The 26,602-nt window shown below is 42.0% G+C and carries 23 protein-coding genes, 2 tRNA genes and 1 pseudogene; 24 read left to right on the top strand and 2 right to left on the bottom strand.

Annotated features, from left to right (window positions below):
• Positions 1-179 precede the first annotated feature (179 nt).
• The 16 genes and pseudogenes from MHB45_RS24830 to MHB45_RS24905 all read left to right on the top strand — a co-directional run bounded on the left by MHB45_RS24830 (position 180) and on the right by MHB45_RS24905 (position 15,480).
• Positions 180-1,160: a sulfonate ABC transporter substrate-binding protein gene (locus MHB45_RS24830; protein WP_048690011.1), complete on the top strand. Its 981-nt coding sequence runs from the start codon at positions 180-182 to the stop codon at positions 1,158-1,160.
• A gap of 12 nt (positions 1,161-1,172) precedes the next feature.
• A pseudogene (locus MHB45_RS24835) lies at positions 1,173-2,030 on the top strand (LLM class flavin-dependent oxidoreductase); the annotation flags it as partial.
• Complete coding sequence (gene ssuC / locus MHB45_RS24840) at positions 2,005-2,778, top strand: aliphatic sulfonate ABC transporter permease SsuC (RefSeq protein WP_202808332.1); 774 nt, start codon at positions 2,005-2,007, stop codon at positions 2,776-2,778. The pseudogene MHB45_RS24835 and the gene ssuC, both read left to right, overlap by 26 nt.
• 13 nt (positions 2,779-2,791) lie before the next feature.
• The gene (locus MHB45_RS24845) at positions 2,792-3,544 is read left to right on the top strand and encodes an ATP-binding cassette domain-containing protein (protein ID WP_048690014.1); all 753 of its coding nucleotides are present in this window, start codon (positions 2,792-2,794) and stop codon (positions 3,542-3,544) included.
• Positions 3,545-3,716: 172 nt separating this feature from the next.
• Entirely contained in the window at positions 3,717-4,355 is a 639-nt protein-coding gene (locus tag MHB45_RS24850) for a 50S ribosomal protein L25/general stress protein Ctc (protein ID WP_034316323.1), read from the top strand.
• Positions 4,356-4,619: 264 nt separating this feature from the next.
• Entirely contained in the window at positions 4,620-5,180 is a 561-nt protein-coding gene (gene pth, locus MHB45_RS24855) for an aminoacyl-tRNA hydrolase (RefSeq protein WP_048690016.1), read from the top strand.
• A 105-nt stretch (positions 5,181-5,285) separates the two neighbouring features.
• Complete coding sequence (locus MHB45_RS24860; RefSeq protein ID WP_034316319.1) at positions 5,286-5,516, top strand: anti-sigma-F factor Fin family protein; 231 nt, start codon at positions 5,286-5,288, stop codon at positions 5,514-5,516.
• A 155-nt stretch (positions 5,517-5,671) separates the two neighbouring features.
• Positions 5,672-9,208 carry a transcription-repair coupling factor gene (gene mfd, locus MHB45_RS24865; RefSeq protein ID WP_048690019.1) on the top strand — a complete coding sequence of 1,179 codons (3,537 nt, stop codon included), beginning with the start codon at positions 5,672-5,674 and terminating at the stop codon, positions 9,206-9,208.
• A 187-nt stretch (positions 9,209-9,395) separates the two neighbouring features.
• Positions 9,396-9,932 carry a stage V sporulation protein T gene (gene spoVT / locus MHB45_RS24870; RefSeq protein WP_034316314.1) on the top strand — a complete coding sequence of 179 codons (537 nt, stop codon included), beginning with the start codon at positions 9,396-9,398 and terminating at the stop codon, positions 9,930-9,932.
• 222 nt (positions 9,933-10,154) lie between these two features.
• On the top strand, positions 10,155-11,777 hold the full coding sequence (locus MHB45_RS24875; RefSeq protein WP_072273917.1) for a putative polysaccharide biosynthesis protein: 1,623 nt from the start codon (positions 10,155-10,157) through the stop codon (positions 11,775-11,777).
• Entirely contained in the window at positions 11,770-13,242 is a 1,473-nt protein-coding gene (gene mazG / locus MHB45_RS24880; protein WP_048690024.1) for a nucleoside triphosphate pyrophosphohydrolase, read from the top strand. Before MHB45_RS24875 ends, mazG begins: the two co-directional genes overlap by 8 nt.
• Before the next feature lie 23 nt (positions 13,243-13,265).
• Positions 13,266-13,529: an RNA-binding S4 domain-containing protein gene (locus tag MHB45_RS24885; protein WP_034316386.1), complete on the top strand. Its 264-nt coding sequence runs from the start codon at positions 13,266-13,268 to the stop codon at positions 13,527-13,529.
• A 76-nt stretch (positions 13,530-13,605) separates the two neighbouring features.
• Positions 13,606-13,914 (top strand): sporulation protein YabP, encoded by a 309-nt coding sequence (gene yabP / locus MHB45_RS24890; RefSeq protein WP_034316308.1) that lies wholly within the window; start codon positions 13,606-13,608, stop codon positions 13,912-13,914.
• Complete coding sequence (gene yabQ / locus MHB45_RS24895; RefSeq protein ID WP_048690026.1) at positions 13,911-14,543, top strand: spore cortex biosynthesis protein YabQ; 633 nt, start codon at positions 13,911-13,913, stop codon at positions 14,541-14,543. The genes yabP and yabQ overlap by 4 nt, the downstream gene beginning before the upstream one ends.
• Positions 14,544-14,556: 13 nt before the next feature.
• On the top strand, positions 14,557-14,943 hold the full coding sequence (locus MHB45_RS24900) for an FtsB family cell division protein (RefSeq protein WP_034316305.1): 387 nt from the start codon (positions 14,557-14,559) through the stop codon (positions 14,941-14,943).
• Positions 14,944-15,024: 81 nt separating this feature from the next.
• Positions 15,025-15,480 carry a S1 domain-containing RNA-binding protein gene (locus tag MHB45_RS24905; protein WP_034316303.1) on the top strand — a complete coding sequence of 152 codons (456 nt, stop codon included), beginning with the start codon at positions 15,025-15,027 and terminating at the stop codon, positions 15,478-15,480.
• A gap of 165 nt (positions 15,481-15,645) precedes the next feature.
• Here MHB45_RS24905 and MHB45_RS24910 read toward each other — a convergent pair.
• Both MHB45_RS24910 and MHB45_RS24915 read right to left on the bottom strand, forming a co-directional pair.
• Positions 15,646-15,717: transfer RNA gene (locus MHB45_RS24910), tRNA-Glu, on the bottom strand.
• A gap of 20 nt (positions 15,718-15,737) precedes the next feature.
• Positions 15,738-15,811: transfer RNA gene (locus MHB45_RS24915), tRNA-Met, on the bottom strand.
• A 327-nt stretch (positions 15,812-16,138) separates the two neighbouring features.
• Between MHB45_RS24915 and spoIIE the strand changes: the two genes are divergently transcribed.
• From spoIIE to hslO, 8 genes are all read left to right on the top strand, one after another.
• A complete protein-coding gene (spoIIE, locus tag MHB45_RS24920; RefSeq protein ID WP_048690029.1) occupies positions 16,139-18,613 on the top strand; it encodes a stage II sporulation protein E in 2,475 nt (824 codons plus the stop codon).
• A 191-nt stretch (positions 18,614-18,804) separates the two neighbouring features.
• The gene (locus tag MHB45_RS24925) at positions 18,805-19,542 is read left to right on the top strand and encodes a VWA domain-containing protein (protein WP_034316300.1); all 738 of its coding nucleotides are present in this window, start codon (positions 18,805-18,807) and stop codon (positions 19,540-19,542) included.
• On the top strand, positions 19,508-20,506 hold the full coding sequence (locus MHB45_RS24930; protein WP_309247755.1) for a protein kinase domain-containing protein: 999 nt from the start codon (positions 19,508-19,510) through the stop codon (positions 20,504-20,506). The genes MHB45_RS24925 and MHB45_RS24930 overlap by 35 nt, the downstream gene beginning before the upstream one ends.
• Positions 20,507-20,599: 93 nt before the next feature.
• Positions 20,600-21,994 carry a tRNA lysidine(34) synthetase TilS gene (gene tilS, locus MHB45_RS24935; RefSeq protein ID WP_048690031.1) on the top strand — a complete coding sequence of 465 codons (1,395 nt, stop codon included), beginning with the start codon at positions 20,600-20,602 and terminating at the stop codon, positions 21,992-21,994.
• A gap of 31 nt (positions 21,995-22,025) precedes the next feature.
• Positions 22,026-22,565 carry a hypoxanthine phosphoribosyltransferase gene (hpt, locus tag MHB45_RS24940; RefSeq protein WP_048690059.1) on the top strand — a complete coding sequence of 180 codons (540 nt, stop codon included), beginning with the start codon at positions 22,026-22,028 and terminating at the stop codon, positions 22,563-22,565.
• A 117-nt stretch (positions 22,566-22,682) separates the two neighbouring features.
• Positions 22,683-24,743, top strand: a complete 2,061-nt coding sequence (ftsH, locus tag MHB45_RS24945; protein WP_081088801.1) for an ATP-dependent zinc metalloprotease FtsH — start codon at positions 22,683-22,685, stop codon at positions 24,741-24,743.
• 166 nt (positions 24,744-24,909) lie between these two features.
• A complete protein-coding gene (locus tag MHB45_RS24950; protein ID WP_048690032.1) occupies positions 24,910-25,689 on the top strand; it encodes a type III pantothenate kinase in 780 nt (259 codons plus the stop codon).
• A 26-nt stretch (positions 25,690-25,715) separates the two neighbouring features.
• Positions 25,716-26,597 (top strand): Hsp33 family molecular chaperone HslO, encoded by an 882-nt coding sequence (hslO, locus tag MHB45_RS24955; RefSeq protein WP_034316295.1) that lies wholly within the window; start codon positions 25,716-25,718, stop codon positions 26,595-26,597.
• Positions 26,598-26,602: the final 5 nt, after the last annotated feature.

The following is a 26,602-nucleotide window of genomic DNA, read 5'->3' on the forward strand; positions in this document are numbered from 1 at the left end:
ATTCATATTCATGGAATGAAAAACTATGAAAGTTAATACTGGTTAACGCCGATCGGACTACCGAAGGCTCCTTTTCACTTACCATTGAACATTAGGCATCTTTTTGCCCTATTGTCCTATTGGTAAAGAAAAGGAGCCTTTTATTTTTATATAAATAGTTTAAGAAGGGTGTGCAGAATATGAAGAAAAAACGAAAGATATGGCTGCTGTCCATCTTCAGCATCATCATGCTGATAGTAAGTGCATGCGGGCAGGAAAAGAACAGTTCCACAATTGCTGATGCAAAAGAATCGGATAAGACCATTCGAATCGGTTATCAAAAATTCGGGACATTAAATATTTTAAAATCAAAAGGGGAGCTGGAAACACATTTAAAGGAAGTGGGATATACAGTCGATTGGACTGAATTCCCTGCAGGACCTCAGCTGCTTGAAGCCTTGAATGTCGGCAGTATTGATTTTGGGCACACAGGGGAGGCACCGCCGATATTTGCACAAGCAGCCAATGCTCCGCTTGTCTATATTGCCAATCAGCCGGCAAACCCATCAGGAGAGGCTATAGTTGTACAAAAGGATTCACCCATTAAAAATGTGAAAGATTTAAAGGGAAAGAAGGTTGGCTTGAATAAAGGTTCCAATGTTCATTATTTATTGGTCAAAGCGTTAGAGGAAGCAGGTCTTGCTCTTGATGACATTCAGCCCGTCTACTTGCCACCGGCTGATGCGAGGGCTGCTTTTGAAGGAAACCAAATAGATGCCTGGGTAATATGGGATCCATTTTTATCAGCGGCGGAATTGGAACTTGAAACGAAAACGATTCAGGATGGAGAAGGACTGGTGGCGAATCGGGAATTCTTTTTGGCAACTGATTCATTTGCCGGGAATGAAGAGGCTTTGAAGATTATCAAAGAAGAACTGATAAAAGTTGATAAATGGATTGAAGAAAACCCAAGGGACGTCGCTGAGTTTCTATCTCCGGAAATTGGAATGAGTGTGGAGGCATTGGAAAAAACATTAAATAGAAAAGAATATGGACTTGAGGAGATTTCCAATGGGGTTTTGGATGATCAACAAAAGATTGCCGATACGTTTTACCATCTTAAATTAATCCCAAGCAAGATTAATATCCTGGATGCTTCAGCAGATCTTAAAAAACAATAAGGGGGAAATGAAAATGTTGTAACTGGGGGGGACCCCGTCGAATTGGCAGGTGATGGCGTGTTTCTAAATCATAAGGAACGCTATGAGCAAACAAATGAATTTCTCGATATCTGGAGAAAGGAAATGTCTGGTGAGAGTGTGGACTATGAAGGGGAGCACCTAAAGGTTGAAGGTGGAAATATTCTGTTGTCACCTGTACAAAAACCGTACCCACCACTCTATTTCGGAGGTTCATCCGATCCAGCCATCGATATATCGGGAAAGCATATTGATGTGTACTTGACTTGGGGTGAGCCGCCGGTGCAAGTGGCTGAAAAAATTGAAAAGGTACGTAAAAAAGCAGCAGAGTACGGACGTGAAGTCAGATTCGGCATTCGCATGCATGTCATTGTGAGAGAAACGGAAGAAGAAGCCTGGCAGGCAGCGGAGGAACTCATTAAGTATGTGGATGACGAAATGATTGAAAATTCACAAAAGATTTTCGAAAGATTTGACTCAGTGGGCCAGAAGCGGATGTCGCAGCTCCATAACGGAAACAGGGATTCGCTTGAAATCAGCCCTAACCTATGGGCAGGTGTAGGTCTTGTGCGCGGGGGAGCGGGTACGGCACTAGTCGGAAGTGCAGAAAATGTTGCTGCCAGAATGAAGGAATATGAAGAAATCGGAATAGAATCCTTTGTTTTATCTGGATACCCTCATCTTGAAGAAGCGTACAGAGTTGCAGAATTATTATTCCCTTTACTCCCTGTTGAGAGGCTGCAAGGACCCGTTTCAAAAGCTACGAGCCCATTCGGGGAAATATTGGCTAATGACCACTACCCTACAAAAGGAAGTGAAATTGAAGATGAAGTTAAACAAAAAGTTCAATAAGTTCCACCTTATATCATGGCTTGTGCCCATTCTCCTTTTGGTAACTTGGCAGCTGCTGTCCTTGTGGGGGATTCTATCGGAACGGATATTGCCTGCCCCGACTGAAGTGTTTCAAGCAGGTGTTGCATTACTGGGGACGGGTGAACTTATTGATTATATCGGCATCAGTGCTCAGCGTGCCTTCATCGGCTTTTTAATAGGCGGGATCATTGGTTTTGTACTTGGTTTATTAAATGGATTATCATCCATTGCTGAAACCTTATTCGATACCTCGCTTCAGATGTTGCGTAATATTCCGCATTTAGCTTTAATACCACTGGTGATTCTATGGTTTGGTATAGATGAAGAAGCGAAAATCTTCCTTGTCGCTTTAGGGGTTCTATTTCCTATCTATTTAAATACATTTCATGGTGTTAAATCGGTGGATAAGGGATTAATCGAAGCGGCGAGGGTTTATGGGTTGAGTGGTTTTTCTTTATTCTGGAATGTGATTCTCCCTGCAGCCTTTCCATCCATTTTGGTGGGAATCCGCTTCTCACTTGGAATCATGTGGGTAACATTAATTGTCGCAGAAACAATATCCGCTAATTCCGGAATTGGATATATGGCTATGAATGCCCGTGAATTCATGAGGATGGATATTGTTGTTCTTAGTATTCTCTTATATGCCTTATTAGGGAAAATATCGGACGTTGCGGCCAAAATAATTGAAAAAAGATGCTTAAAGTGGCATCCGTCATACCAATGAGGAGGTCATTAACATGAAAAATGGTAATTCGTTGGAGTTGCAGGGTGTAAGAAAGGATTTTGGGGAGTTTGAAGTATTAAAGGGGATGGACCTGACATTTAAAAAGGGAGAATTCATAGCCATTGTCGGTAAGAGCGGATGTGGAAAGAGCACCTTGCTTCGTCTTGTGGCAGGACTGGAAAAGCCGACGGGCGGGCAGATACTGGTGAATGGAAAACCATTGAATGGATTAAATAAATCATCACGGACGATGTTTCAGGATGGCAGGCTTTTTCCTTGGAAAAAAATCCTTCAAAATATTGGTGTAGGCTTGAAAGGGGATTGGAAGTCGAACGCTATGGAATTACTGGAGCAAGTGGGCCTTGCAGATCGAGCAAATGATTGGCCGTCCGTTTTATCTGGGGGGCAAAAACAAAGGGTTGCATTAGCGAGGGCATTGGTTAACCAACCTGATATTCTCCTCCTGGATGAGCCGCTAGGGGCATTGGATGCTTTGACGAGAATTGGCATGCAAAGGCTGATTGAAGAACTATGGAGGAAAAGGGATTTTACTGCCTTACTTGTTACACATGACGTTGAAGAAGCCGTAATGCTTGCCGACCGTGTCATATTAATCGAAGAAGGAAAAGTCGTCATGAATAAGGAAATCAATCTGCCGAGACCACGGAAAAAGGATAGTATTCAATACTCATCACTAGCAGCCCAAATCCTTGACCGAGTGATGCAAGTTGAGGGAAAAATGGAAAAAAAAGCGATTCACGCTTGAATTAGAGAAAAAAGAATGAAAAAAGATTTTGCAGAGAATTCCTATGTTTACCATATGTTTATCGCCTTCTTGCTCCCAGCGGATTTTACCTTTCATGTTTAATGATTCAACATTTAGGGAAATGTTAAATATAGAGAAACTTGTAATTCATATTCAGGAAGGCGGAGGATGTATGAGTAATATATTAGCTGCAAAAGAACGTACGGATTCAAAACACTCTAATTTAAGGAATTTGAGGGAAAGCGGCGAAATCCCTGCGATAGTATATGGCAATAAAAATGACAGTACGGCCATTTCCGTCAATAATATCGAGCTTCAAAAGACAATCAAGGAAATAGGCCGTAATGGGATCATTTCTTTGGACTTGGAAGGTAAGAGTTATAAAGTCATGCTCTCTGACTATCAAAAGGATCCACTAAAAAACTCCATTTATCATGCAGACTTTTTAATTGTGGATATGTCCGCTCAATTACAGGCACAAGTTCGCATTAACCTTGTCGGTGTTTGTAAAGGCGTGAAAGACGGTGGGGTCCTCCAGCAGTCTCTTCATGAAGTGACGGTCACGGCTAAACCTAATGACATTCCTGACTCCATCGATGTTGACGTTACCGAACTTCAGGTAGGGGATACAATCTACATATCCGATATCCAAACGAATAAGCAAGTTACAATCGGCCACGATGGTGAAGAAGTTGTTGCATCTGTTTTGGCTCCTCGCCAGGAAGAGGAAATAAGTACGGGCGAACAGCAGGATGGCGGTATCCCTGAAAATGAAGAAGGCAGGGAAACCAAGGCATCACCAGAGTCATGATGCCGGGATTAAACAAGTGAATCATGATATAATAGGCGTAGCTCTTAACGAGTTACGTCTTTTCAATCTCTGGATGCATCCATTTAAATCGGACAGATTTTTTTTCGTAATGGAATCCTTTAATTTGGATTTTACCTAATTAGTTCTCCGGTCGCTTGCAGTCCAGCTTGAAATTAGGGTACTATTTTTCTAAGGTCGATGGATCTTGGAAAAACTTCGTCCCAGTGTAACTCCCTAAATAACCGTAATGACGGAGTGTGAATCATGAAAATTATTGTAGGGTTAGGGAACCCCGGTAAACAATATGAAAAAACCCGGCATAACGTCGGATTTGAAGTAATAGATGAGTTATCCAGGAGATGGTCGATCCCTCTTGATCAAGCAAAACATAAGGGGATATATGGTTCAGGAATGGTAAAGGGAGAAAAAGTTTTATTGCTTAAACCTTTAACCTATATGAATTTGTCAGGAGAATCCATTTCGGCTGTCATGCATTTCTTTAAGGTGGATATCGCGGATGTGGTCATAATATATGATGACCTTGATTTGCCTCCAGGAAAGCTTCGCCTTCGTCAAAAAGGAAGTGCAGGCGGTCATAACGGGATAAAATCTTCAATTGCCCATTTGGGTACACAGGAATTCAATCGAATCAGAATAGGCATTGGCCGCCCGATTGGCCGCATTCCGGTATCTGACTATGTATTAGGGCGTTTTTCGCCTGAAGAATGGGATCATGTCGGGGCAACGATCGAAAAAAGCGCAGCTTCATGTGAATCTTGGTTGGAAAAACCATTTATACAGGTCATGAACGAATATAACCAATAAGCAGAGAGTAGATATAAGTAAAGAATAATATCTTCCTGTTTCGCTGAATAAAAACCCTATACTTTTGTACATACTAACACTATTACAAAAATAGGGGGTTACCAAATGGCTCTCCATTATCGATGCCGACATTGCGGAACTAAGCTGGGCTCAATCGAGGCACACTCACTGAGTACGGAGCAGTTAGGTTTTAATCAACTTACCGATGAAGAGCGACAAGAGATGATCGTTTATGATTCTGAAGGGGATATGCATGTAAGGGCGATATGTGAAGATTGCCATGAATCGCTGCAAAGAAACCCTGATTTATATGAAAACGATTATATTATTCATTAGCGGGAGAGGGCTTTGGACAAAATCCAAAGCATTTTTCCGTTTGTCTGGAATACCAGGGCACATAAAAGTTGCCGTTAATAAAGAGGATCTTGGTGATGGCCAAGTTCAAATACAGCAAATGGTTTTTCGCACGTTAAAGAGAGGGGGGAAAGAAAATGAATGGATTGCAGAACTTGTTCTCCAAACAAGATGATGTTCATTCGTTAATAGCCGGCATCGATGAAGGGCTTAAGGAGCAAATCGTCTCTGGTCTCACAGGTTCCTCGAGATCGCTATTGCTGGCTTCCGTATATGAAAAGACGAATAGGCCTATTTTATTAGTTACCCATAATTTATTGCAAGCACAAAAATTCCATGAGGACTTATCAAGTTTCATTCCCGAGGAAGAATTGTATATATATCCAGCCAATGAATTGATTGCGGCTGATTTGAGTGTTGCAAGCCCGGAATTAAGGGCCCAGCGTGTTGAGGCATTGAATTTTTGGGCAGAGGGAAAGAAAGGGATTGTCATTGCCCCGATTCCTGGGGTGCGTCGTGTGCTTCCTCCAAAGGATATTTGGAAAAGGCATCAGCTAGCGTTTAATCTAGGGGAAGACATCGAGCTTGAACCAACGCTTAATAAATTCATTGCCATGGGTTATAACCGGTCTGAAATGGTTGCTTCTCCAGGTGAATTCAGTATCAGGGGCGGTATCATCGATATTTACCCGATCACCGAGCCTAATCCAATACGAATTGAATTATTCGATACCGAAATAGATTCAATAAGGACTTTTTCAAGTGAAGATCAGCGATCCATCGAAAAACTCAAGAAAGTGACGATCGGTCCCGTCAGTGAGGCTTTGCTAGAGACGGAGCATATCGAAAGAATCATAACTAGGCTCGAGAGCGGATTAAGTAAAAGCTTGAAGAAACTTAAGGACGAGAAAACCAAGGAACAGCTGGTCCAAACGATCAGTTATGAACTTGAACAGCTGAAAATGGGGAATATACCCGACAAAATCTTTAAATACTTAAGTTTAGCGTATGAAGATCCAGCTAGTTTAATAGATTATTTACCGGTAAATGGTTTGGTTTTCTTAGATGAAATCAGTAGAATCCAGGAAATCAATGATTCTTTGGAAAAGGAAGAGGCTGGTTGGTACACGGACCTTTTAAGTCAGGGACAAATTATCCATGACATTAAATTAGCCCATCCCATGCAGGAATTAATAATGAAATCCAGCAGGCCGTTTGTATACCTTTCATTGTTTTTACGGCATGTACCGCATACGAATCCTCAGAATATCCTGAATTTTGCCAGTAAACAAATGCAAAATTTCCATGGACAGATGAATGTGTTCAAAGCTGAACTGGAACGTTGGAAAAAAGGGAAATATACAGTCGTCATACTTGGACAGGATGAAGAACGGGTAAAAAAGCTGCATTCGGTTTTAGCCGACTATGATATAGAGGCAGCAGAACTGTTTAATGCTGACAGCATCCTTCCAGGTAAAGTACAGATTTTACGGGGCAGTCTGAATAGTGGCTTTGAATTGCCTATGCAAAAATTCAGTATCATTACGGAAACGGAATTGTTTAATAAGAAGTCAAAGAAATCGGTACGGAGACAGAAACTATCGAATGCAGAGCGAATCAAGAGTTATTCCGAACTGAAGATCGGTGACTATGTCGTTCATGTTAACCACGGTATCGGTAAATACTTAGGTATTGAAACCCTTACAATAAATGGGGTCCATAAAGATTACCTGAATATTCGTTATCAAGCGGATGATAAATTGTATGTTCCTGTCGACCAAATTGATCTTGTCCAAAAATATGTCGGTTCTGAAGGAAAAGAGCCAAAGCTTTATAAGCTAGGCGGAACGGAATGGAAACGTGTCAAAAGCAAGGTTCAATCATCCGTTGAGAACATTGCCGATGATTTAATCAAGTTATACGCAGAAAGAGAAGCGGCAAAGGGCTATGCCTTTTCCCCTGATGGTGATATGCAGAGGGAATTCGAAACATCATTCGCTTATAACGAAACGGAAGATCAATTACGTTCCATAGTCGAAATCAAAAAGGATATGGAACGGGAACGGCCGATGGATCGTTTATTATGCGGCGATGTTGGTTATGGGAAGACAGAGGTGGCGATCCGGGCCGCTTTTAAAGCCATAATGGATGGGAAGCAGGTTGCGTTTCTAGTTCCGACCACAATCCTTGCCCAGCAGCATTATGAAACATTAAGGGAGCGTTTTCAGGATTATCCGATTTCGATTGGCCATATGAGCCGCTTCCGGACTAAAAAGCAGCAAACGGAGACGATAAAAGGATTGAAGGCCGGTACGGTGGATATTGTGGTTGGCACGCATAGGATTTTATCCAAAGATATCGTATACCGCGATTTGGGATTGCTTATCATTGATGAAGAACAGCGCTTTGGCGTTACACATAAGGAAAAGATCAAACGGTTAAAAACTAATGTGGATGTACTGACTTTGACTGCGACACCGATTCCGAGGACCCTTCATATGTCGATGCTGGGCGTGAGGGATCTGTCCGTCATCGAAACACCGCCTGAGAACCGGTTTCCGATCCAAACTTATGTCATGGAGTATAATGGATCATTGGTAACGGAGGCGATAGAACGGGAATTGGCCAGGGGTGGTCAGGTTTATTTCCTTTACAATCGGGTAGAGGATATAGCAAGAAAAGCAGAAGAAATTTCCATGCTTGTGCCCGATGCCCGTGTTACCTATGCTCATGGGCAAATGACAGAGCAAGAACTGGAAGCCGTCATGTTCGGCTTTTTGGAAGGCGAATATGATGTTTTGGTAAGTACAACCATTATAGAGACGGGTGTTGATATCCCGAATGTCAATACGCTTATCGTGAATGAAGCGGATAGAATGGGACTTTCACAGCTCTATCAGCTGCGTGGCCGTGTAGGTCGATCCAATCGGGTGGCATATGCATTCTTCACTTATAGGAAAGATAAAGTGTTGACGGAAGTGGCAGAAAAGCGTCTTCAATCCATTAAGGAATTTACAGAATTGGGTTCAGGGTTCAAAATCGCGATGCGTGATTTATCCATCAGGGGAGCTGGAAACATTCTAGGGGCTCAACAACATGGCTTCATCGATTCGGTTGGTTTTGATCTGTATTCACAAATGCTGAAAGAAGCGGTGGATGCGAAACGCAATGACCAACCAGCCGAAGAGAAGAACACACTGGAAATTGACGTTGAAGTGGATGCTTATATCCCTGATGCCTACATAATGGATGGACATCAGAAAATAGAAATGTATAAAAGGTTCAGAGGTATCGCTTCACTTGAAGAAGTGGAAGAATTACAGGATGAAATGATCGATCGTTTCGGAGAGTATCCAGAAGAGGTTTCCTATTTATTCATGATTGCCGAAATGAAGGTATATGCAGAAAAGGCCGGAATTGAAAGCATTAAACAATTAAAGCAGGAAATCAGCATTCTCCTTAGGGAAAAGGTCAGCAGCGATGTGGATGGACAAAAAGTGTTCGAGCTGGGATCGAAGTATGGCCGTATGGTGGGCTTCGGTATGGACGGCAATCGAATGAAGCTGGTCCTGCACATAAAAGGCGTGGAACAAAGCAAATGGCTCAATATCTTATTTGAGATGGCCAAGGGTTTACAGTATGTAAAAAAAGAGACGCAAGCCACTAAAAACTAGAATTGATGATTGTCCTCTTGAAGAAATTTTTTTAGGTACCATGGTAAAAAAATGCAACAAAAAGAAAAATTTTTTCAAAGTGCATAGAACTTACCATTAGAAAAATACTAAGTACAATAGCTGGTGATGATTTTGCTACAAAATGAGGATTTATCAAATCAATTAGATGAAAGTGAGGCAACATTAGATGAAAGCAACTGGTATCGTTCGCCGAATTGATGATTTAGGAAGAGTCGTCATCCCGAAGGAAATTCGCAGGACACTCCGTATTCGTGAAGGAGATCCACTGGAAATATTTGTGGATAGAGATGGTGAAGTCATCCTAAAGAAATACTCTCCAATTAGTGAATTAGGCGATTTTGCAAGGGAATATGCAGAAGCACTATATGATAGCCTTGGAAACCCAGTTATGATTTGTGACAGGGATACTTACATTGCGGTGGCAGGCGGCTCCAAAAAAGAATACTTAAACAAAAGTGTTAGTGACCTAGTTGAAAAGATCATGGAAGAAAGAAATCCTGTTTTGGAGTCTCCGAACGGACAAGTCTCATTCGTTGATTCCAATGATGAAGAGGTCCAATCTTATACTGCAGCTCCGATCATTGCGAGTGGCGACCCGATTGGTGCCGTCTTGATTTTCTCTAAAGACAGCACCATTGGTGAAGTGGAACAGAAATCGGTTGAAACAGCAGCAAGCTTCCTAGCGAGACAAATGGAACAGTAACCTTGGACATGCATTCATATCTTAAAAGATGGAAAGGGCAGCATTCGCGCTGTCCTTTTTGCTCTTTCTAAAAGGTTAACCGGATCGGGGCGGAAATAAAGAGGGGGAGAATATTTTTCGAGGTGAATATGGAAAATGATTTACAGTATTGCTGGGATTGAAAAATAACCATTAGAATTATGCTATAATAACTACCACATATGAGTGAAAAGGGGAAAAAGAATGGCTGAAAAGCCTAATAAAACATCAAATGAACTTTTTCGAGGTGCGCTGATTTTGAGTGCTGCAGCGATTATCGTAAAAGTTTTGAGCGCGGCCTATCGCATACCTTATCAGAACATTGCGGGTGACATCGGGTTTTATATCTATCAACAGGTTTATCCCTTCTACGGTGTTGCTTTTACATTATCGACAATCGGCTTTCCGGTAGTCATATCCAAACTTATTGCAGAACGGGAGTCTTCCAAAAATAACTTTGCGGTCAAGGACATATTGGTGACATCATTCGTCGTCTTAAGTTCGATAAGTGTCATGATGTTTGCTGCACTATTCCTTGGCGCCGATTGGATTGCAGGATGGATGAAGGATCCGCATTTAGCCGGTCTGCTGAGGATCGTTGCCTATTCCTATTTATTAATGCCGATTTCTTCTGTATTAAGAGGCTATTTTCAAGGAATAAACGACATGTTACCGACGGCAAGTTCGCAGGTCGCTGAACAATGCATCCGGGTATTGACGATACTGGTCCTTTCCACAATATTCGTGCATCAGGGCTACTCTGAATATGTTGTCGGCAAGGGGGCGGTCCTCGGTTCGATAACAGGCGGCATTACTGGCTTGGTACTGCTTATTGCTTTCGTTATTTTAAGAGAAGAATGGAAGCTTTTTTTACGAATGAGAATCAAACCGGTGAATTTCATCAAAATTTCCAAAGCCTTGGTTTTCCAAGGGTTGGCCTTTTGCATTACTGGTTTGATCCTTATCTTGTTTCAGTTTGTCGATTCACTGCACCTGTATTCCCTGCTAAGGGAAACGGGGATGGGGGAAAGGGAAGCCAAAGAATGGAAAGGGGTATATGATCGAGGACAGCCTTTGCTTCAGCTAGGTACAGTCGTGGCTAATTCTTTTGCATTGGCGCTAGTACCTGTCATATCCGGATTCGTTCAGAGTAAAAGTCAACTTGAATTATTGAATAAGATCAAATTGGCGCTTCGTGTAAGTGCGACGATCGGGGTCGCTGCTGCGATCGGGCTGGTGGTGACGATGAAGCCTGTCAATCATATGCTGTTCACTGATGTTAAAGGGACGATTACTTTAGCAATATTCTCTTTATCGATTTTATTCACATCCCTCATAATGGCGGAAGCGGCAGTGATTCAAAGTTTAGGTCATTCGTTCGTGCCGGTGATCATCACGATTGTGGGGGTGGGCAGCAAGTGGGCTTTGAACCTTGTTCTGGTGCCCCATTACAAAATCGCGGGAGCAGCCTCGGCAACAGTACTTGCGTATATGATCATGACGGTATTATTTTATGTGGTATTGAGAGTACATATCAAAAAGACATTAATTGAAAAGCGGCATGTGCTAATAATCCTGAAGAGTACGGTTTACATGGGTGCGGCGGTTGTTTTATTCAATTGTTTATTCGAATGGATGTCCTCGGGCGAAAGCCGGTTGTTGGCTACGGTCCAAGCTTTGATCGGTGTAGGGATCGGTGCAGCCGTGTTTCTGATGACCGCCATTCGTGCAGGCTTATTCGGTGAAGAAGAACTTTCACTTATACCTGCAGGTTCAAAGCTTAAACGATTTATAATAACGAATAGGAGTATACGAAACCATGAATGAGATTACGATAATAGGCCTTGGTGCTGGGGATTTAGAGCAGCTTCCACTAGGGATTTATAAAAAATTGGTTCAAACGGAACAATGCTACGTCAGAACGGCTGATCATCCGGTAATCGGGGATTTGAAAAGGGAAGGAATAAATTTCACGGCGTTTGACGGGATATATGAAAAGCACGACCAATTTGAAGACGTATATGAAGAAATTGCCGAAACATTATTAGACGAGGCCTCGAACCGTTCCGTTTTATACGCAGTTCCGGGGCATCCGATGGTTGCGGAAAAAACGGTACAGCTTTTGCTTGAAAAGGGTCCGGCTCTTGGAATAGCCATTAAGCTCGAAGGCGGGCAAAGTTTCCTTGACCCGTTGTTTCAGGCTGTTAGGATCGATCCAATTGAAGGGTTTCAGCTATTGGATGGAACAGATCTTTCACCGGATGATTTACACATTACCCAGCATATGATAATCGGACAGGTATATGACGCATTCAGTGCATCCGATGTGAAGCTGACTTTGATGGAAAAGCTACCGGATGACTACGAGGTATATATCGTAACTGCGGCAGGCAGCAGTCAGGAAAAAGTGACAAAATGTGCCCTTTTCGAACTCGACCGTCAGATGGAGTTAAGTAACTTGACGAGTGTTTATGTTCCGCCAGTTAAAGATGAAGCTTTACGATATAGGGAGTTTTCTAAGCTGCGGCGGGTCATCGCAGAACTTAGAGGTCCTGACGGATGTCCGTGGGATAAGAAACAAACTCATGAAAGCTTGAAGAAATATCTAATAGAAGAAGCATATGAGCTGATTGATTCCATCGATGAAGGTGACGATGAGGGTATGGTTGGTGAACTTGGGGATGTCCTGCTTCAGGTGATGCTTCATTCACAAATAGGTGAAGATGAGGGCATGTTCACGATAGATGATGTGATTGAAGGCATTACGGCAAAAATGATTCGGCGCCACCCTCATGTATTCGGAGATGTTGAAGTGAACGGTGAGGAAGATGTATTGGTGAACTGGCAAAAAATCAAAGAAGGTGAAAAGGGGGGCGAATCAAAAGCTCTGAAATCCATACTGGATGGTATTGAGAAATCGCTGCCAAACTTACTTCGGGCCGAAGAGTATCAAAAAAGGGCTGCGAAGGTTGGATTTGATTGGGATGAGGTTTCCGAAGCCTGGAAGAAGGTCAGGGAAGAAGTGCAGGAATTGGAAGAGGAAATATTAAGTCCGAACAGGGATGCCGAAAGAATAAAATCAGAGCTGGGCGACCTCTTTTTTGCGCTTGTCAACATTTCACGTTATTATGACATACAAGCGGAAGAAGCCGTCTACAAAGCAAACCAGAAATTCCACCAGCGTTTTACATATATAGAAGAGTGCATTCAAAGGGCAGACAAAAAATTTGAGGATTATACATTGGAAGAATTGGATTCATATTGGGATGAAGCAAAAGCTAAAGGACTTTAATTAAGGGAGAGATTTGAATGTCGATGAGATTGGATAAATTCCTAAAGGTTTCAAGGTTGATCAAGCGCCGCACACTTGCGAAAGAGGTTGCGGATAAAGGGAGAATCACGATTAACGGACAACAGGCCAAAGCAAGTTCTAATGTGAAAGATGGCGATGAGCTGACAGTCAGATTCGGTCAAAAGCTTGTTACGGTACGTGTCGATAAAATTCAAGAAACGACGAAAAAAGAAGCGGCTGCAGATATGTATACCATCGTAAAGGAAGAAAAGCTAGCGGAGGAGTAAGGACAGGCTTGGTTCTAATTCCACTCTTACGGACATACACTTGTACAAAATCAGTGGTACTGTGAGGGATGATGAAATGAGCCAATATATTGATCCGAATGCTGGTTACACAAAGGGAACGACCCAAGAGCATGATGTAACGATGAAAGGCCGCCGTTTACTTGATATTACCGGTGTCAAACAAGTTGAAAGCTTTGATAATGAAGAGTTTCTGCTCGAAACGTCAATGGGATTCTTATCTATCCGGGGCCAAAACTTGCAAATGAAGAATTTGGACGTGGATAAAGGCATCGTTTCCATTAAGGGAAAGATTTTCGACCTTGTTTATTTAGATGAGCAATCAGGGGAGAAAGCTAAAGGATTCTTTGGCAAGTTGTTCAAATGACTTTAACGATCCAATTTTATACGTTGCTTGCAATGATAGGCATGGGCAGTGGCTTTGGAGCTGCCCTGGATACGTATAGCCGGTTCCTGAATCGTTCAGAAAGGAAAAGATGGATTGTATTCATCCATGACTTCCTTTTCTGGATCATTCAGGGTCTCCTTATTTTTTATGTTTTGTTTTTAGTGAATGAGGGAGAGTTTCGCCTCTATTTATTTTTGGCCTTATTATGCGGTTTTTCAGCTTATCAAGCACTTTTCAAAGGATTCTATCAACGTTTTTTGGAGTTTTTGATAATACTTGTGATAAAGTTGGCGAGATTTATAGCAAATTCGGTTCACATGCTGATATTTCTACCGATAAAGTGGGTAATAGTATCCATATTAGCCATCATCATCGGGATAGGTAAGTTCGTTTTGACCTTATTGAAATGGGCGGGGAAAATACTTCTCTTTATTTTGAATATATTCTGGAGACCATTAAAATGGATTCTGACTTATATATGGAATTTATTGCCGGTTTTTGTTACGAAAAACGTCGGGAAGTTTTATAATAAAGGAAAAGGGATTTTATTGAAAATAAAGAATTCTATATTTAGAACGCTAAATGGATGGAAAAATAAAAAGAAATGAGGAGCGATAAAAAATGAGTAGCCTGCGTAAAAGGAAAGTGGCAAAAATAGAAAATCCCTACGTCGCTCAACAAGAGAAAAAAGTACAAACCGTAGAAAAAAAGAAGCGTGGTCTAATGCGTAGATTAACTCTTTACTCAGTTTTCGCCGCTGTCTTTTTGATTTTTGCCGTTTCCACCCTCATAACGCAAAATGTTGCACTGGATGAGAAAGTTCAGCAAAAGCAAGAATTGAAGGGAAAGTTAGCTGAATTGAAAAAAGACGAGACCCTTCTTAAGGAAGAAATCGTAAAGCTTAATGACGACGATTATATAGCAAAAATAGCAAGACGGGATTATTTCTTGTCTGAAAAGGGTGAAATCATTTTTACCCTTCCAAAAGGGAAGGAAGATAGTGACTAATATTGACACTGTTTTTTTACTTTCGTTATAATATAGGGTGAAGAGATTTTTTTAACATTTCTAAGGAGGAACATTTTTTTTATGTCAATCGAAGTAGGCAGCAAGTTACAAGGTAAAGTAACAGGCATAACTAATTTTGGTGCATTTGTAGAGCTACCTCAAGGTTCAACGGGTCTTGTCCATATCAGTGAAGTGGCTGATAACTATGTCAAGGATATCAATGATCATTTAAAAGTGGGCGATACAGTTGAGGTGAAAGTCATCAACGTTAAAGATGGCAAGATTGGCTTGTCCATAAAAAAAGCGATAGACCGTCCTGAAGTTGAACAAAAACCTGCATACACACCACGTCCGCGCCAAGGTAGAGGGAATGACAGCCGCTCCAAAGACTTCCGCTCGAAAGGTAATGGTTTCCAACCGAAAGAAAACTTTGAGCAAAAAATGGCTAAATTCTTAAAAGATAGCGAAGACCGCTTAACGACCCTAAAACGTAGCACCGAAACGAAACGGGGAGGTCGAGGAGGAAGACGCGGATAAAACTGCTGCTGAAAAATAATAGTTTAGCAACTTTTCCTGTGAAATTATTCATAGTGTAGATAAAGGCAAGCTTGCCGGCTTGTCTTCTTTTATTATCAACGACATAAAAAAAGCGCCTCTGTACACTTACTGATATAAGTGTGCAGAGGCGCTTTTGGTATTTGATGACCCGTACGGGATTCGAACCCGTGTTACCGCCGTGAAAGGGCGGTGTCTTAACCGCTTGACCAACGGGCCGTAAGTTTCATGATAAAAGATAGCGGCAGAGGGGATCGAACCCCCGACCTCACGGGTATGAACCGTACGCTCTAGCCAGCTGAGCTACGCCGCCATGATGGTAAGTGCTACTGAAGCACAAGTTATATCTTACATTCGTGAAGAAAAAATGTCAACAAAAATATTAAAGTTTGTCGGTTTCCATTTCCTGATTATTTATTCGGGTTATTTTCCGCAAAAATAACCTAAAAACTTTGCTTTTCTTCAAAAAAAAAAGAACACCTGTTTCTGTATTGGAAAAAAAGGCACAAAAACCTGTATACAAATGATTATTCAACAAGAATTTCGTCGAACGTTTTTCTTATCCGCTTATAAAATTCTGACAAAAAAATAGACAAGCCCTCTTTATAATAAAAATCACTAATACGAATGGGGTGTTGAAATGGAAAAAGTGGAAAGACCTATGATGGAACCTCTAGGAGATGTTCAGTTAAAAGAAGCGAAGGCAGGGGCCATCAATTGGATCCAACAACTGCAAATGAAGAGTGAAGACATATTCATAAAAAAAGGTATCTCTTTAGCAATCATCGGTTTCTTATTAGGAAGGGCTTTAATTCTTTCGCAGCTGGCACCATTTGGACTTCCGTTTTTCGCAGCCGTTTTTCTCATGAGGCGTGATAGGGCTCCACTGGCATTATTCGGATTGATTGCAGGTGGGCTGACCGTTCACTATTCGAATAGTTTAGTCATCTTTGCATCGGCGTTCCTGCTCCTGTTATTTCATAAGATCAAGAAGCCCGCCGTGGAAGGACAATTCAAGACGATGTCGATGTACGTCTTCGCTTCACTATTCCTGGTCAACCTGGCCGAGCAATATCTGGTATTTCGAACGATTCAGCTGTACGACTTGATGATGGTAGGAGTAGAGGCGGGACTCGCGATGATTTTAACTTTAATCTTCATACAGTCCATCCCGATGCTGACCGTTAGGACAAAGTCCCAATCATTAAAGACGGAGGAAATTGTCAGCATCATCATCTTGCTGGCTTCGGTGATGACCGGAACCATCGGCTGGATGATATACGATTTATCACTCGACCATATATTCTCGCGATACCTGGTCCTCCTCTTCGGGCTGGCGGGAGGGGCCGCCATAGGCTCCACTGTAGGTGTAGTTACTGGATTGATATTCAGCTTGGCAAGTATTGCCAGTCTATATCAGATGAGCCTTCTCGCATTTTCAGGGCTTCTGGGCGGACTATTGAAGGAGGGAAGGAAGATAGGGGTTGCGAGCGGCCTCTTGATTGCCACATTACTGATAGGTTTATATGGTGAGGGCACCAATAATATTATGGTGACCCTTTATGAATCACTTATAGCTGTGGCCCTATTTATATTGACACCGTCATCCATCATCAACAAAATAGCGAAACATATACCGGGAACAGTCGAGAATTCTGATGAACAGCAGCAGTATGCCCGAAAAGTGAGGGATGTCACCGCTCAAAGGGTGGAGCAATTCTCACATGTATTTGAGGCGCTCTCTAATAGCTTTTCCCAAGTGGATGAAAGGGGAAGATTGGAGGAAGATGAGAAAGAATTCGACTACTTCTTAAGTAATGTAACGGAAAAGACGTGTCAGCTTTGTTTTAAAAAGGAACAATGCTGGTCCAAGAACTTTAATACAACCTATGACGGCATGCAGGAAATTATGCTTCAATTAAGTGAAAATAATGGTCAGCTCCCCCAAAAAACTTCGAAAGAATGGGGGAAATATTGCAGTCGCGGGCCTCAGGTGATCGGGGCGATATCACAGGAGCTTACTTATTTTGAAGCTAACCAAAAATTAAAAAGGCAGGTGAAGGAGAGTCGGAAGCTAGTGGCGGATCAACTGCGGGGCGTTTCGGCAGTAATGGATGATTTTGCAAAAGAAATTCAAAGGGAAAGGAAGAATCATCATGTACATGAAGAATCCATTTTGGAAGCCATCCAGGATTTTGGCCTGCACATAGGCCATGTGGAAATATACAGTCTAGAACAAGGAAATGTTGATATAGAGATGAGTGTCCCATACTGCCAGGGCAGAGGGGAATGTGAAAAGTTGATTGCACCTATGCTTTCTGACATTTTAGGTGAAACGATAGTCGTTCATTCAGAAGAGTGTGCAACGTATCCAAGCGGGCAATGTGAGGTGATATTTAGGTCAGCAAAAAAATTCACGGTCGAAACGGGTGTGGCTCATGCTGCCAAGGGGGGAGGGCTTGTATCAGGAGATAGTTTTACGACCATGGAAATTGGCTGCGGCAAATTCGCAATAGCCATTAGTGATGGAATGGGAAATGGGGAAAGGGCCCATTTTGAAAGTACAGAAACATTGAAGCTGCTACAAAAATTTTTACAATCGGGAATAGAAGAAAAAATAGCCATTAAATCCGTAAACTCCGTATTATCTCTACGCACTACCGATGAAATATTTTCGACTCTTGATTTGGCAATGATTGATCTTCAGGACGCAAGGGCTAAGTTTTTAAAAATCTGTTCGATACCGAGTTTCATTAAAAGGGGGGATAGGATAATAAAAATTGAATCAAGTAACCTCCCTATGGGGATCATCCAGGATTTCGATGTTGATGTAGTATCAGAAGAGCTGAAGGCAGGGGATATATTAATCATGATGAGCGATGGAGTGTTCGATGGCCCCTCACATGTCGAAAATATCGAGTTCTGGCTAAAACGAAAAATCAAGGAAATGGAAACTGACGATCCGCAGGAAATCTCTGATTTAATATTGGAAGAGGTCATCCGAACAAAAGGCATCATAGATGATGACATGACAGTGGTGACATCGAAAATTAAGCATAACACACCGAAATGGGCATCCATTCCCGTTTCCCCAAAACGCAAAAAGGCCCAGTAAAGGCCGTTTATATATAAAATAAATAAAACCCAAAATGAGGTGGTGTAAATGGAAGAAGGATAAAAGGTAATGGGATGAACTCTTTTCAATCATTCCGCTCCATGATATGACTTGATGTAATGTCTATTGCGTATAAATTACCCTTTTTTAGTCAATTATGGTAACAAATTGATAGGAAGGGAGAGCAAAACATGAAAGCAGGAACATTAAGACAGATTTTGCTTATAACCGACGGATGTTCAAATCATGGTGAGGAGCCGTCTGCCATGGCTGAATTAGCAAGGGAGCAAGGCATAACCATCAATGTCATAGGTGTAATGGAAAATGATGTGATAGATGAAAAAGGACTTAAGGAAATCGAGAAGATTGCTGGTTCAGGAGGTGGCGTAAGTCAAGTAGTCTATTCGCAGCAGTTGTCCCAAACCGTCCAGATGGTGACACAAAAGGCGATGACTCAAACGATACAGGGAGTCATCAATCGTGAACTTCAACAAATACTCGGAGATTCAAAAACGATGGAGGATCTTCCGCCGGATAAACGGGGAGAAGTGATGGAGGTGGTCGATGAGCTTGGGGAAACAAGCAAGCTCGAAGTACTGATTCTTGTTGACACCAGTGCAAGCATGAAACATAAACTGCCTACAGTAAAAGATTCCTTATTAGATCTTTCCCTTAGTATGAATGCAAGGATGGGTGACAGCCGTTTTTCCGTATTCGTATTTCCTGGGAAAAGAAATGACGTTGAAAAGTTGCTGGATTGGACCCCGAACCTCGAAGCCTTGACGGCAACTTTTCCTAAGCTTAGTACAGGGGGACTCACTCCGACAGGTCCAGCCATTCGTGAAGCTTTAACTCATTTCAACAAAAAACGTTCATTGAGGGGATTGTTATCACATGATGATGAACAATACTTTGAGGAATCAATGTAAACTTCTGCCTGGCAGTTTGGTCACTGGAAAATGGAATAAAAACCAGTACAAAATAATTAAGGAATTGGGGTGTGGAGCGAACGGGATCGTTTATTTGGTTGAAAGCGGAAATCGTCATTATGCTTTAAAGCTCAGTGATAATGGGACGTCCATTATTTCGGAGATGAATATCCTAAAATCCTTTTCAAAGGTCCAGGGGTCTACCCTTGGACCTTCCTTTTTGGAAGCGGATGATTTCATGAAAACAGGAAAGCAGCTCCCTTTTTATGTCATGGAATATATCCATGGACACGATTTTTTGCGTTTCATCGATAAGAAAGGGTCGTCATGGATTGGAGTCTTGATGCTTCAGCTTTTAACAAGCTTGTCTGCCTTGCACTCCAATGGCTGGGTGTTCGGTGATTTGAAACCCGAGAACTTGATCGTGACATCACCAGCCTATAAGGTTCGGTGCGTGGATGTTGGCGGAACCACCTTGATCGGGCGGTCTGTTAAAGAATTCACCGAGTTCTTTGACAGGGGGTACTGGGGACTTGGATCAAGAAAGGCCGATCCGCAATATGACTTGTTCGCTGTGGCGATGATTATAATCAATTCTGCCTATCCCGGACGTTTCCAGAAGAAAGGGGAGGGGTATAAACAGCTTAACGACTTGATTAAGCAGAAAAAGGAATTGCATCCATACAGGAAGATGTTGGATAAGGCGCTCCGCGGGCAGTATGATTCAGCCGTCCAAATGCGGGAGGATCTGGTCACTGTGCTAAGTAAGCAAAATCATTCGAAGAAAAAGGGCCCGAACCAGACAGCGACGGGTCAGCAGCAAACCGCGCAACCTTCAACAAGACAAGCAAGAAGGTCCCAAAACCAATCAAAAAAGAAAAGCGGCGGTTTTTTTGAAACGTTTTTGTTGGTTGCCATCATATCGATGCTCTATGTTCTTTACATATATGAACAGTTGTTATGATATAGTTATTAGGTGAATGCCATGAAATGGTTGAAACCATTTCATGATTGAATCGTATAAAACTAATGCCTGTCCATAAAGAAGGAAGATTGTATGTTAAAGGAAAAAGTTCTGAGCACCATTTATAGAAACGAATTGATTAAGGAAAACTCGAAGTTGCTAATAGGCGTTTCCGGAGGACCGGACTCGCTGGTGCTTCTCCATATCCTTAAGGAAATTCAGCCTCTTTTTCATTACGAGATGATCGTAGCAAGTGTTGACCATATGTTTCGTGGTGAAGAATCCTATGGGGATTATAAATATGTCGAGCATATTTGTGAACGGTGGGGCATTACATTTGAGGGAAAAAGGATCGATGTTCCTGCCCGGATGGAGCAGACGGGGGAAAGTTCACAAATAACGTCAAGAAAGCTGCGTTTTGCTTTCTATGAGGAAGTCATGGATAAGCATCAAGCCTCCACGCTTGTCCTGGGGCATCATGGAGATGATCAAATAGAAACGATGCTCATGCGTTTAACAAGAGGGGCGACAGGCAAGGCAAGAGCGGGTATTCCCATAAAGAGACGTTTTCATACAGGGAATCTGATCAGGCCTTTTCTTGAAATCACGAAAAGCCAAATAATCGAATATGCAGGCCTCCATGATATTGAACCAAGGTTTGATCCGAGCAATGAAACGGGTGTCTATGCAAGAAATCGTTTTAGACATGAAGTTCTTCCGTTTTTAAAGAAAGAAAATAGAAAGGTTCATGAGCATTTTCAACGATTCAGTGAAGAGCTATATGAAGATGAAGAGTTTTTTTTGAACCTGGTTTCAAGCAAAATGTCCGAGGTTTGGATCCAGCAGGATAAAGATCAAGCGGTTATTCAGATTGATAAGGTTCTCGCGATGCCTAAACCTTTACAAAGAAGGGCGATTCAACTAATATTAAACTATCTTTATTTGGAGAGACCTTCATCGCTTTCGGCATTACATATTGACCAACTTTTAGTTTTGTTTTTGAATCCTCAACCATCTGCAGAATTGCATCTTCCGGAGGGCCTTATTGCGGAAAAATCATATCAAACTTGCACGTTTAGATTTTTCCGGCAAAAAAGCCGTGAATATTCCCTTAAATTACAAATTCCCGGTGAGACTATTCTTCCGAATGGATATAAGATTAAAGCGCACTATATAAAAGAAGAAATTCCGGTACTTAGGGGAAATCATTCTTTTATTCTTCCCGAATCAGCTGTTCAGTTTCCGCTTACAGTCCGAACCAGGAATGAAGGCGAACGGATGGCCGTCAAGGGATTAGGTGGAACTAAAAAGTTAAAGGATATTTTTATTAATGAAAAGATCCCGATGCTAGAAAGAAATGTGTGGCCGGTCATCATCGATCAAACGGGTACGGCGATTTGGCTGCCTGGTTTAAAGAAGTCGAATGTTGAGCCGGATATAATTTCTGATGAAAAATCTTTAATTTACTTAGAATATAAAAAAGCTTAATTCTTCATGGGGGGCAATAATTACAATGACCATGCAAAACGACATTGAAAAAGTTTTAATAACAGAGGAAGAACTTCAATTGAAAATAAGGGAATTGGGCGCGCAGCTTGAAGCTGATTACCAAGGTAAGTTCCCGTTGGCCATCGGAGTGCTGAAAGGCGCCATGCCATTTATGTCAGATTTACTGAAACGTGTGGATACACATCTTGAAATGGACTTTATGGATGTTTCGAGCTATGGTAACTCCACTGTATCTTCCGGTGAAGTGAAAATCATCAAGGATCTTGATACATCGGTTGAAGGCCGGGATATTTTAATCATCGAAGATATTATCGACAGCGGTTTGACTCTTAGCTATCTTGCGGAACTTTTCCGTTATCGAAAAGCAAAATCAATTAAAATCGTTACTTTATTGGATAAACCAACAGGCAGGAAAGCGGATATCACTCCGGACTATGCCGGGTTCATCGTTCCGGATGCATTTGTTGTCGGATATGGTCTTGATTTTGCGGAAAAGTATCGTAATCTCCCGTATATCGGCATATTGAAGCCTGAAATTTACTCGAATTAATCGTACCTGTTTGAAAGGGAAGACCAGATAAAAACAGCGGTGTTAAATTATTGTAATTCATTAATTTTGTATGATAGTATTTACTATAGTTTGTTTACCCGTGGGAGGAGGTAAGGGATGAATCGGATCTTCCGTAATACCATATTTTATTTACTGATCTTTTTGGTCATCATTGGGATTGTAAGCATTTTTAATAATAACAATGAACCAACGGAGAAAATGACCCAAGATGAATTCTATAAGCATTTGGAGAATGGGGACGTTACTGCACTTACGATGCAGCCCGAAAGCAGTGTATTTGAAATCACAGGAAAGCTCAAAGGTTATGAGGAAAACAAATTCTTTGTGACGTACGTGCCTTTCAGTGAATATTCGCAAAGTCGGATAAATGATGCCGTAACCAAGTTGGATAAGGACATCATCACTGTGGAACCTCCAGAAAAAACAAGTGGCTGGGTGACATTTTTCACTTCCATCATTCCATTTGTAATCATTTTTATCCTCTTCTTCTTTTTACTTAACCAAGCTCAGGGCGGCGGTGGTGGCCGCGTCATGAACTTCGGGAAAAGTAAGGCGAAATTGTATAATGATGATAAGAAAAAAGTTCGCTTCAATGATGTTGCCGGGGCGGACGAAGAAAAGCAGGAACTTGTCGAGGTCGTTGAATTCTTGAAAGACCCTCGCAAATATGCCGAGCTTGGAGCCCGTATTCCTAAAGGGGTACTTTTAGTAGGGCCTCCTGGTACAGGTAAAACTTTACTTGCACGAGCAGTAGCTGGTGAAGCCGGAACTCCTTTCTTCTCAATCAGTGGTTCTGATTTTGTTGAAATGTTTGTGGGTGTCGGTGCATCCCGTGTTCGTGATTTGTTTGAAAATGCTAAGAAGAATGCACCATGTATCATCTTCATCGATGAAATTGATGCAGTCGGTCGTCAACGTGGCGCAGGTCTAGGTGGCGGTCACGATGAACGTGAACAGACATTGAACCAATTACTGGTGGAAATGGATGGTTTCGGTGGTAATGAAGGAATCATAATCATCGCTGCGACTAACCGTGCTGATGTATTGGATCCGGCATTATTGCGTCCGGGACGTTTTGACCGTCAAATAACGGTAGGCCGCCCTGATGTTAAGGGCCGTGAAGAAGTGCTGAAAGTGCATGCACGCAATAAACCATTAGCAGAAACAGTCGATTTGAAAGCGATCGCTCAGCGTACTCCAGGATTTTCTGGTGCAGATCTTGAAAACTTACTGAATGAAGCGGCTCTTGTTGCTGCCCGTCAAGATAAGAAGAAGATCGATATGTCCGATTTGGATGAAGCTTCGGATCGCGTTATCGCCGGACCTGCCAAGAAAAACCGTGTCATTTCCAAAAAGGAAAGAAATATCGTAGCGTGGCATGAAGCGGGCCATACCATTATTGGGCTGGTTCTGGATGATGCCGAAGTCGTTCATAAAGTTACGATTGTCCCTCGTGGTCAAGCTGGCGGTTATGCAGTTATGCTGCCGAAAGAAGATCGTTTCTTCATGACGGAACCTGAGCTAAAAGATAAAATCGTAGGACTATTGGGTGGCCGTGTAGCCGAAGAAGTTACATTCGGAGAAGTGAGTACCGGTGCGCATAACGACTTCCAGCGTGCAACGGGCATAGCTCGTAGCATGGTTATGGAATATGGAATGAGTAAGCTCGGACCGCTTCAATTCGGTAATTCTCAAGGTCAGGTCTTCCTAGGCCGCGATTTCAACAATGATCAAAACTATTCAGATGCAATAGCATATGAAATCGATCTTGAAATTCAACGTATCATCAAGGAAGCATACGAAAGATGTAAGAAGATCCTTACTGAAAATCGTGAAAAACTTGATTTGGTTGCAAAAACCCTGCTTGAAGTGGAAACACTTGATGCGGAACAAATCAAAGGTTTATTCCATAATGGTAAATTGCCAGATCGGGATTATACGGCCCTGAATGGGAATTTAACCACTGATGAGAATGTCAAGGTGAACATCAATAAGAAGAAGGAAGAAAAAGAGGCCCTATTGGATCCATTGGATAAGAGAGGACCTGAGGACCTTGAAATAACGGAGGAAGGATTGAATACTCCTCCAATCAAAGAAGGTGCACCTCAAGATCAGCCGCTTTCCTTCCCGAACGAAGACGACAATAAAAAGTCTTAATCGACTAAATTCAAAAGGGTATTTCCGCCTCGGAAATACCCTTTTCTTAACTCTTAAATTAATTATGATATAGTTCCTGGGATACCTTTCGAAAAGTGCGACTAATAGCGTGGGAAATAACAGTGTGGTATGATGTTGGAGAATAATTTACCGGAGTGATGAAACGATGATTTTTGTATTGGATGTTGGGAATACGAATACCGTATTAGGCGTATACGATGAAGATATTTTAAAATATCATTGGCGAATTGAGACTAACCGTCATAAGACAGAAGATGAGTATGGAATGATCATAAAGTCTTTGTTGCAGCATGAAAGTCTTACGTTTGATCAATTTGATGGAATCATTATTTCTTCGGTAGTTCCGCCAATTATGTTTGCACTTGAACGCATGTGCAAAAAATACTTTGGAATTAAACCGCTTATAGTTGGACCTGGAATAAAAACTGGATTGAATATTAAATACGAAAATCCCCGTGAGGTGGGAGCGGACCGAATCGTTAATGCTGTTGCTGGCATTCAGGAATATGGAAGCCCTCTCATTATCGTGGATTTTGGTACGGCAACGACATATTGCTACATAAATGAGGATAAACAATACATGGGCGGAGCCATTGCCCCGGGTATAAATATTTCTACTGAGGCACTTTATTCAAAGGCAGCCAAACTTCCGAGAATAGAAATCAGCCGGCCGGAAGGAATTATTGGGAAAAACACGGTGTCCGCCATGCAGGCTGGTATTTTGTATGGGTATGTTGGGCAGGTAGAAGGAATCGTTAATCGAATTAAAGCGCAAAGTAATCTAGAACCAACGGTAATAGCGACAGGCGGACTGGCTACCTTAATTGCTAACGAGTCTACTGTTATTGACGTTGTGGAGCCATTTTTGACCTTGAAGGGGTTGCAGCTGATTTATAAACGTAATCGTGAGCAAGTGAAGAAGTAACACAAAGCATGAAAGGAGCAATATAAATGAAGGATTATCTAATAAAGGCGTTAGGTTATGAAGGACAGGTTCGTGCATATGCTGTTTCAACAACAGACACCGTAGGAGAAGCTCAGCGACGCCATTATACATGGCCTACTGCTTCGGCTGCCCTTGGACGGGCTATGACGGCAGGCGTTATGATGGGTGGAATGTTAAAAGGTGAAGAAAAGCTGACGATTAAAATCGAGGGCGGTGGTCCGATTGGATCCATCCTGGTCGACAGCAATGCAAAGGGAGAAGTCCGCGGATATGTCACTCATCCGCAAACCCACTTTGATTTGAATGAGCAAGGTAAGCTGGATGTCAGGAAAGCGGTGGGTACCGATGGATTGTTGACTGTTGTGAAAGATATTGGTCTTCGTGATTACTTTTCAGGGCAAGTACCGCTTGTATCGGGAGAACTGGGTGAAGATTTCACTTATTACTTTGTTACTTCCGAACAGGTGCCTTCTTCAGTGGGGGTTGGGGTCCTGGTGAATCCGGATAATTCAATCCTTGCAGCGGGTGGATTTATCATTCAGTTGATGCCGGGTACATCCGATGATACGATTTCCAAAATCGAAAAAAGACTAAGCACGATTACTCCAGTTTCCAAGATGATTCAAAACGGCATGACTCCTGAAGAAATCCTAACCGAAATTTTAGGTGAGGGCAATGTGAATATATTAGAAAAAGTGGATGTCCAGTTCTCCTGTCAATGTTCAAGGGAAAGAATTGCGAATGCATTGATCAGCCTGGGGCAGGCTGAGATTCGGGATATTATTGAGACAGACGGACAAGCGGAGGCGCATTGTCATTTTTGTAATCAGACCTACCAATTCTCTAAGGAACAACTTGAGGAACTGGAAGCGGAAACCAAAAAATAATGTAC

This window comes from Peribacillus sp. FSL K6-5616 (assembly GCF_038008245.1).
Lineage (GTDB): Bacteria > Bacillota > Bacilli > Bacillales > DSM-1321 > Peribacillus > Peribacillus frigoritolerans.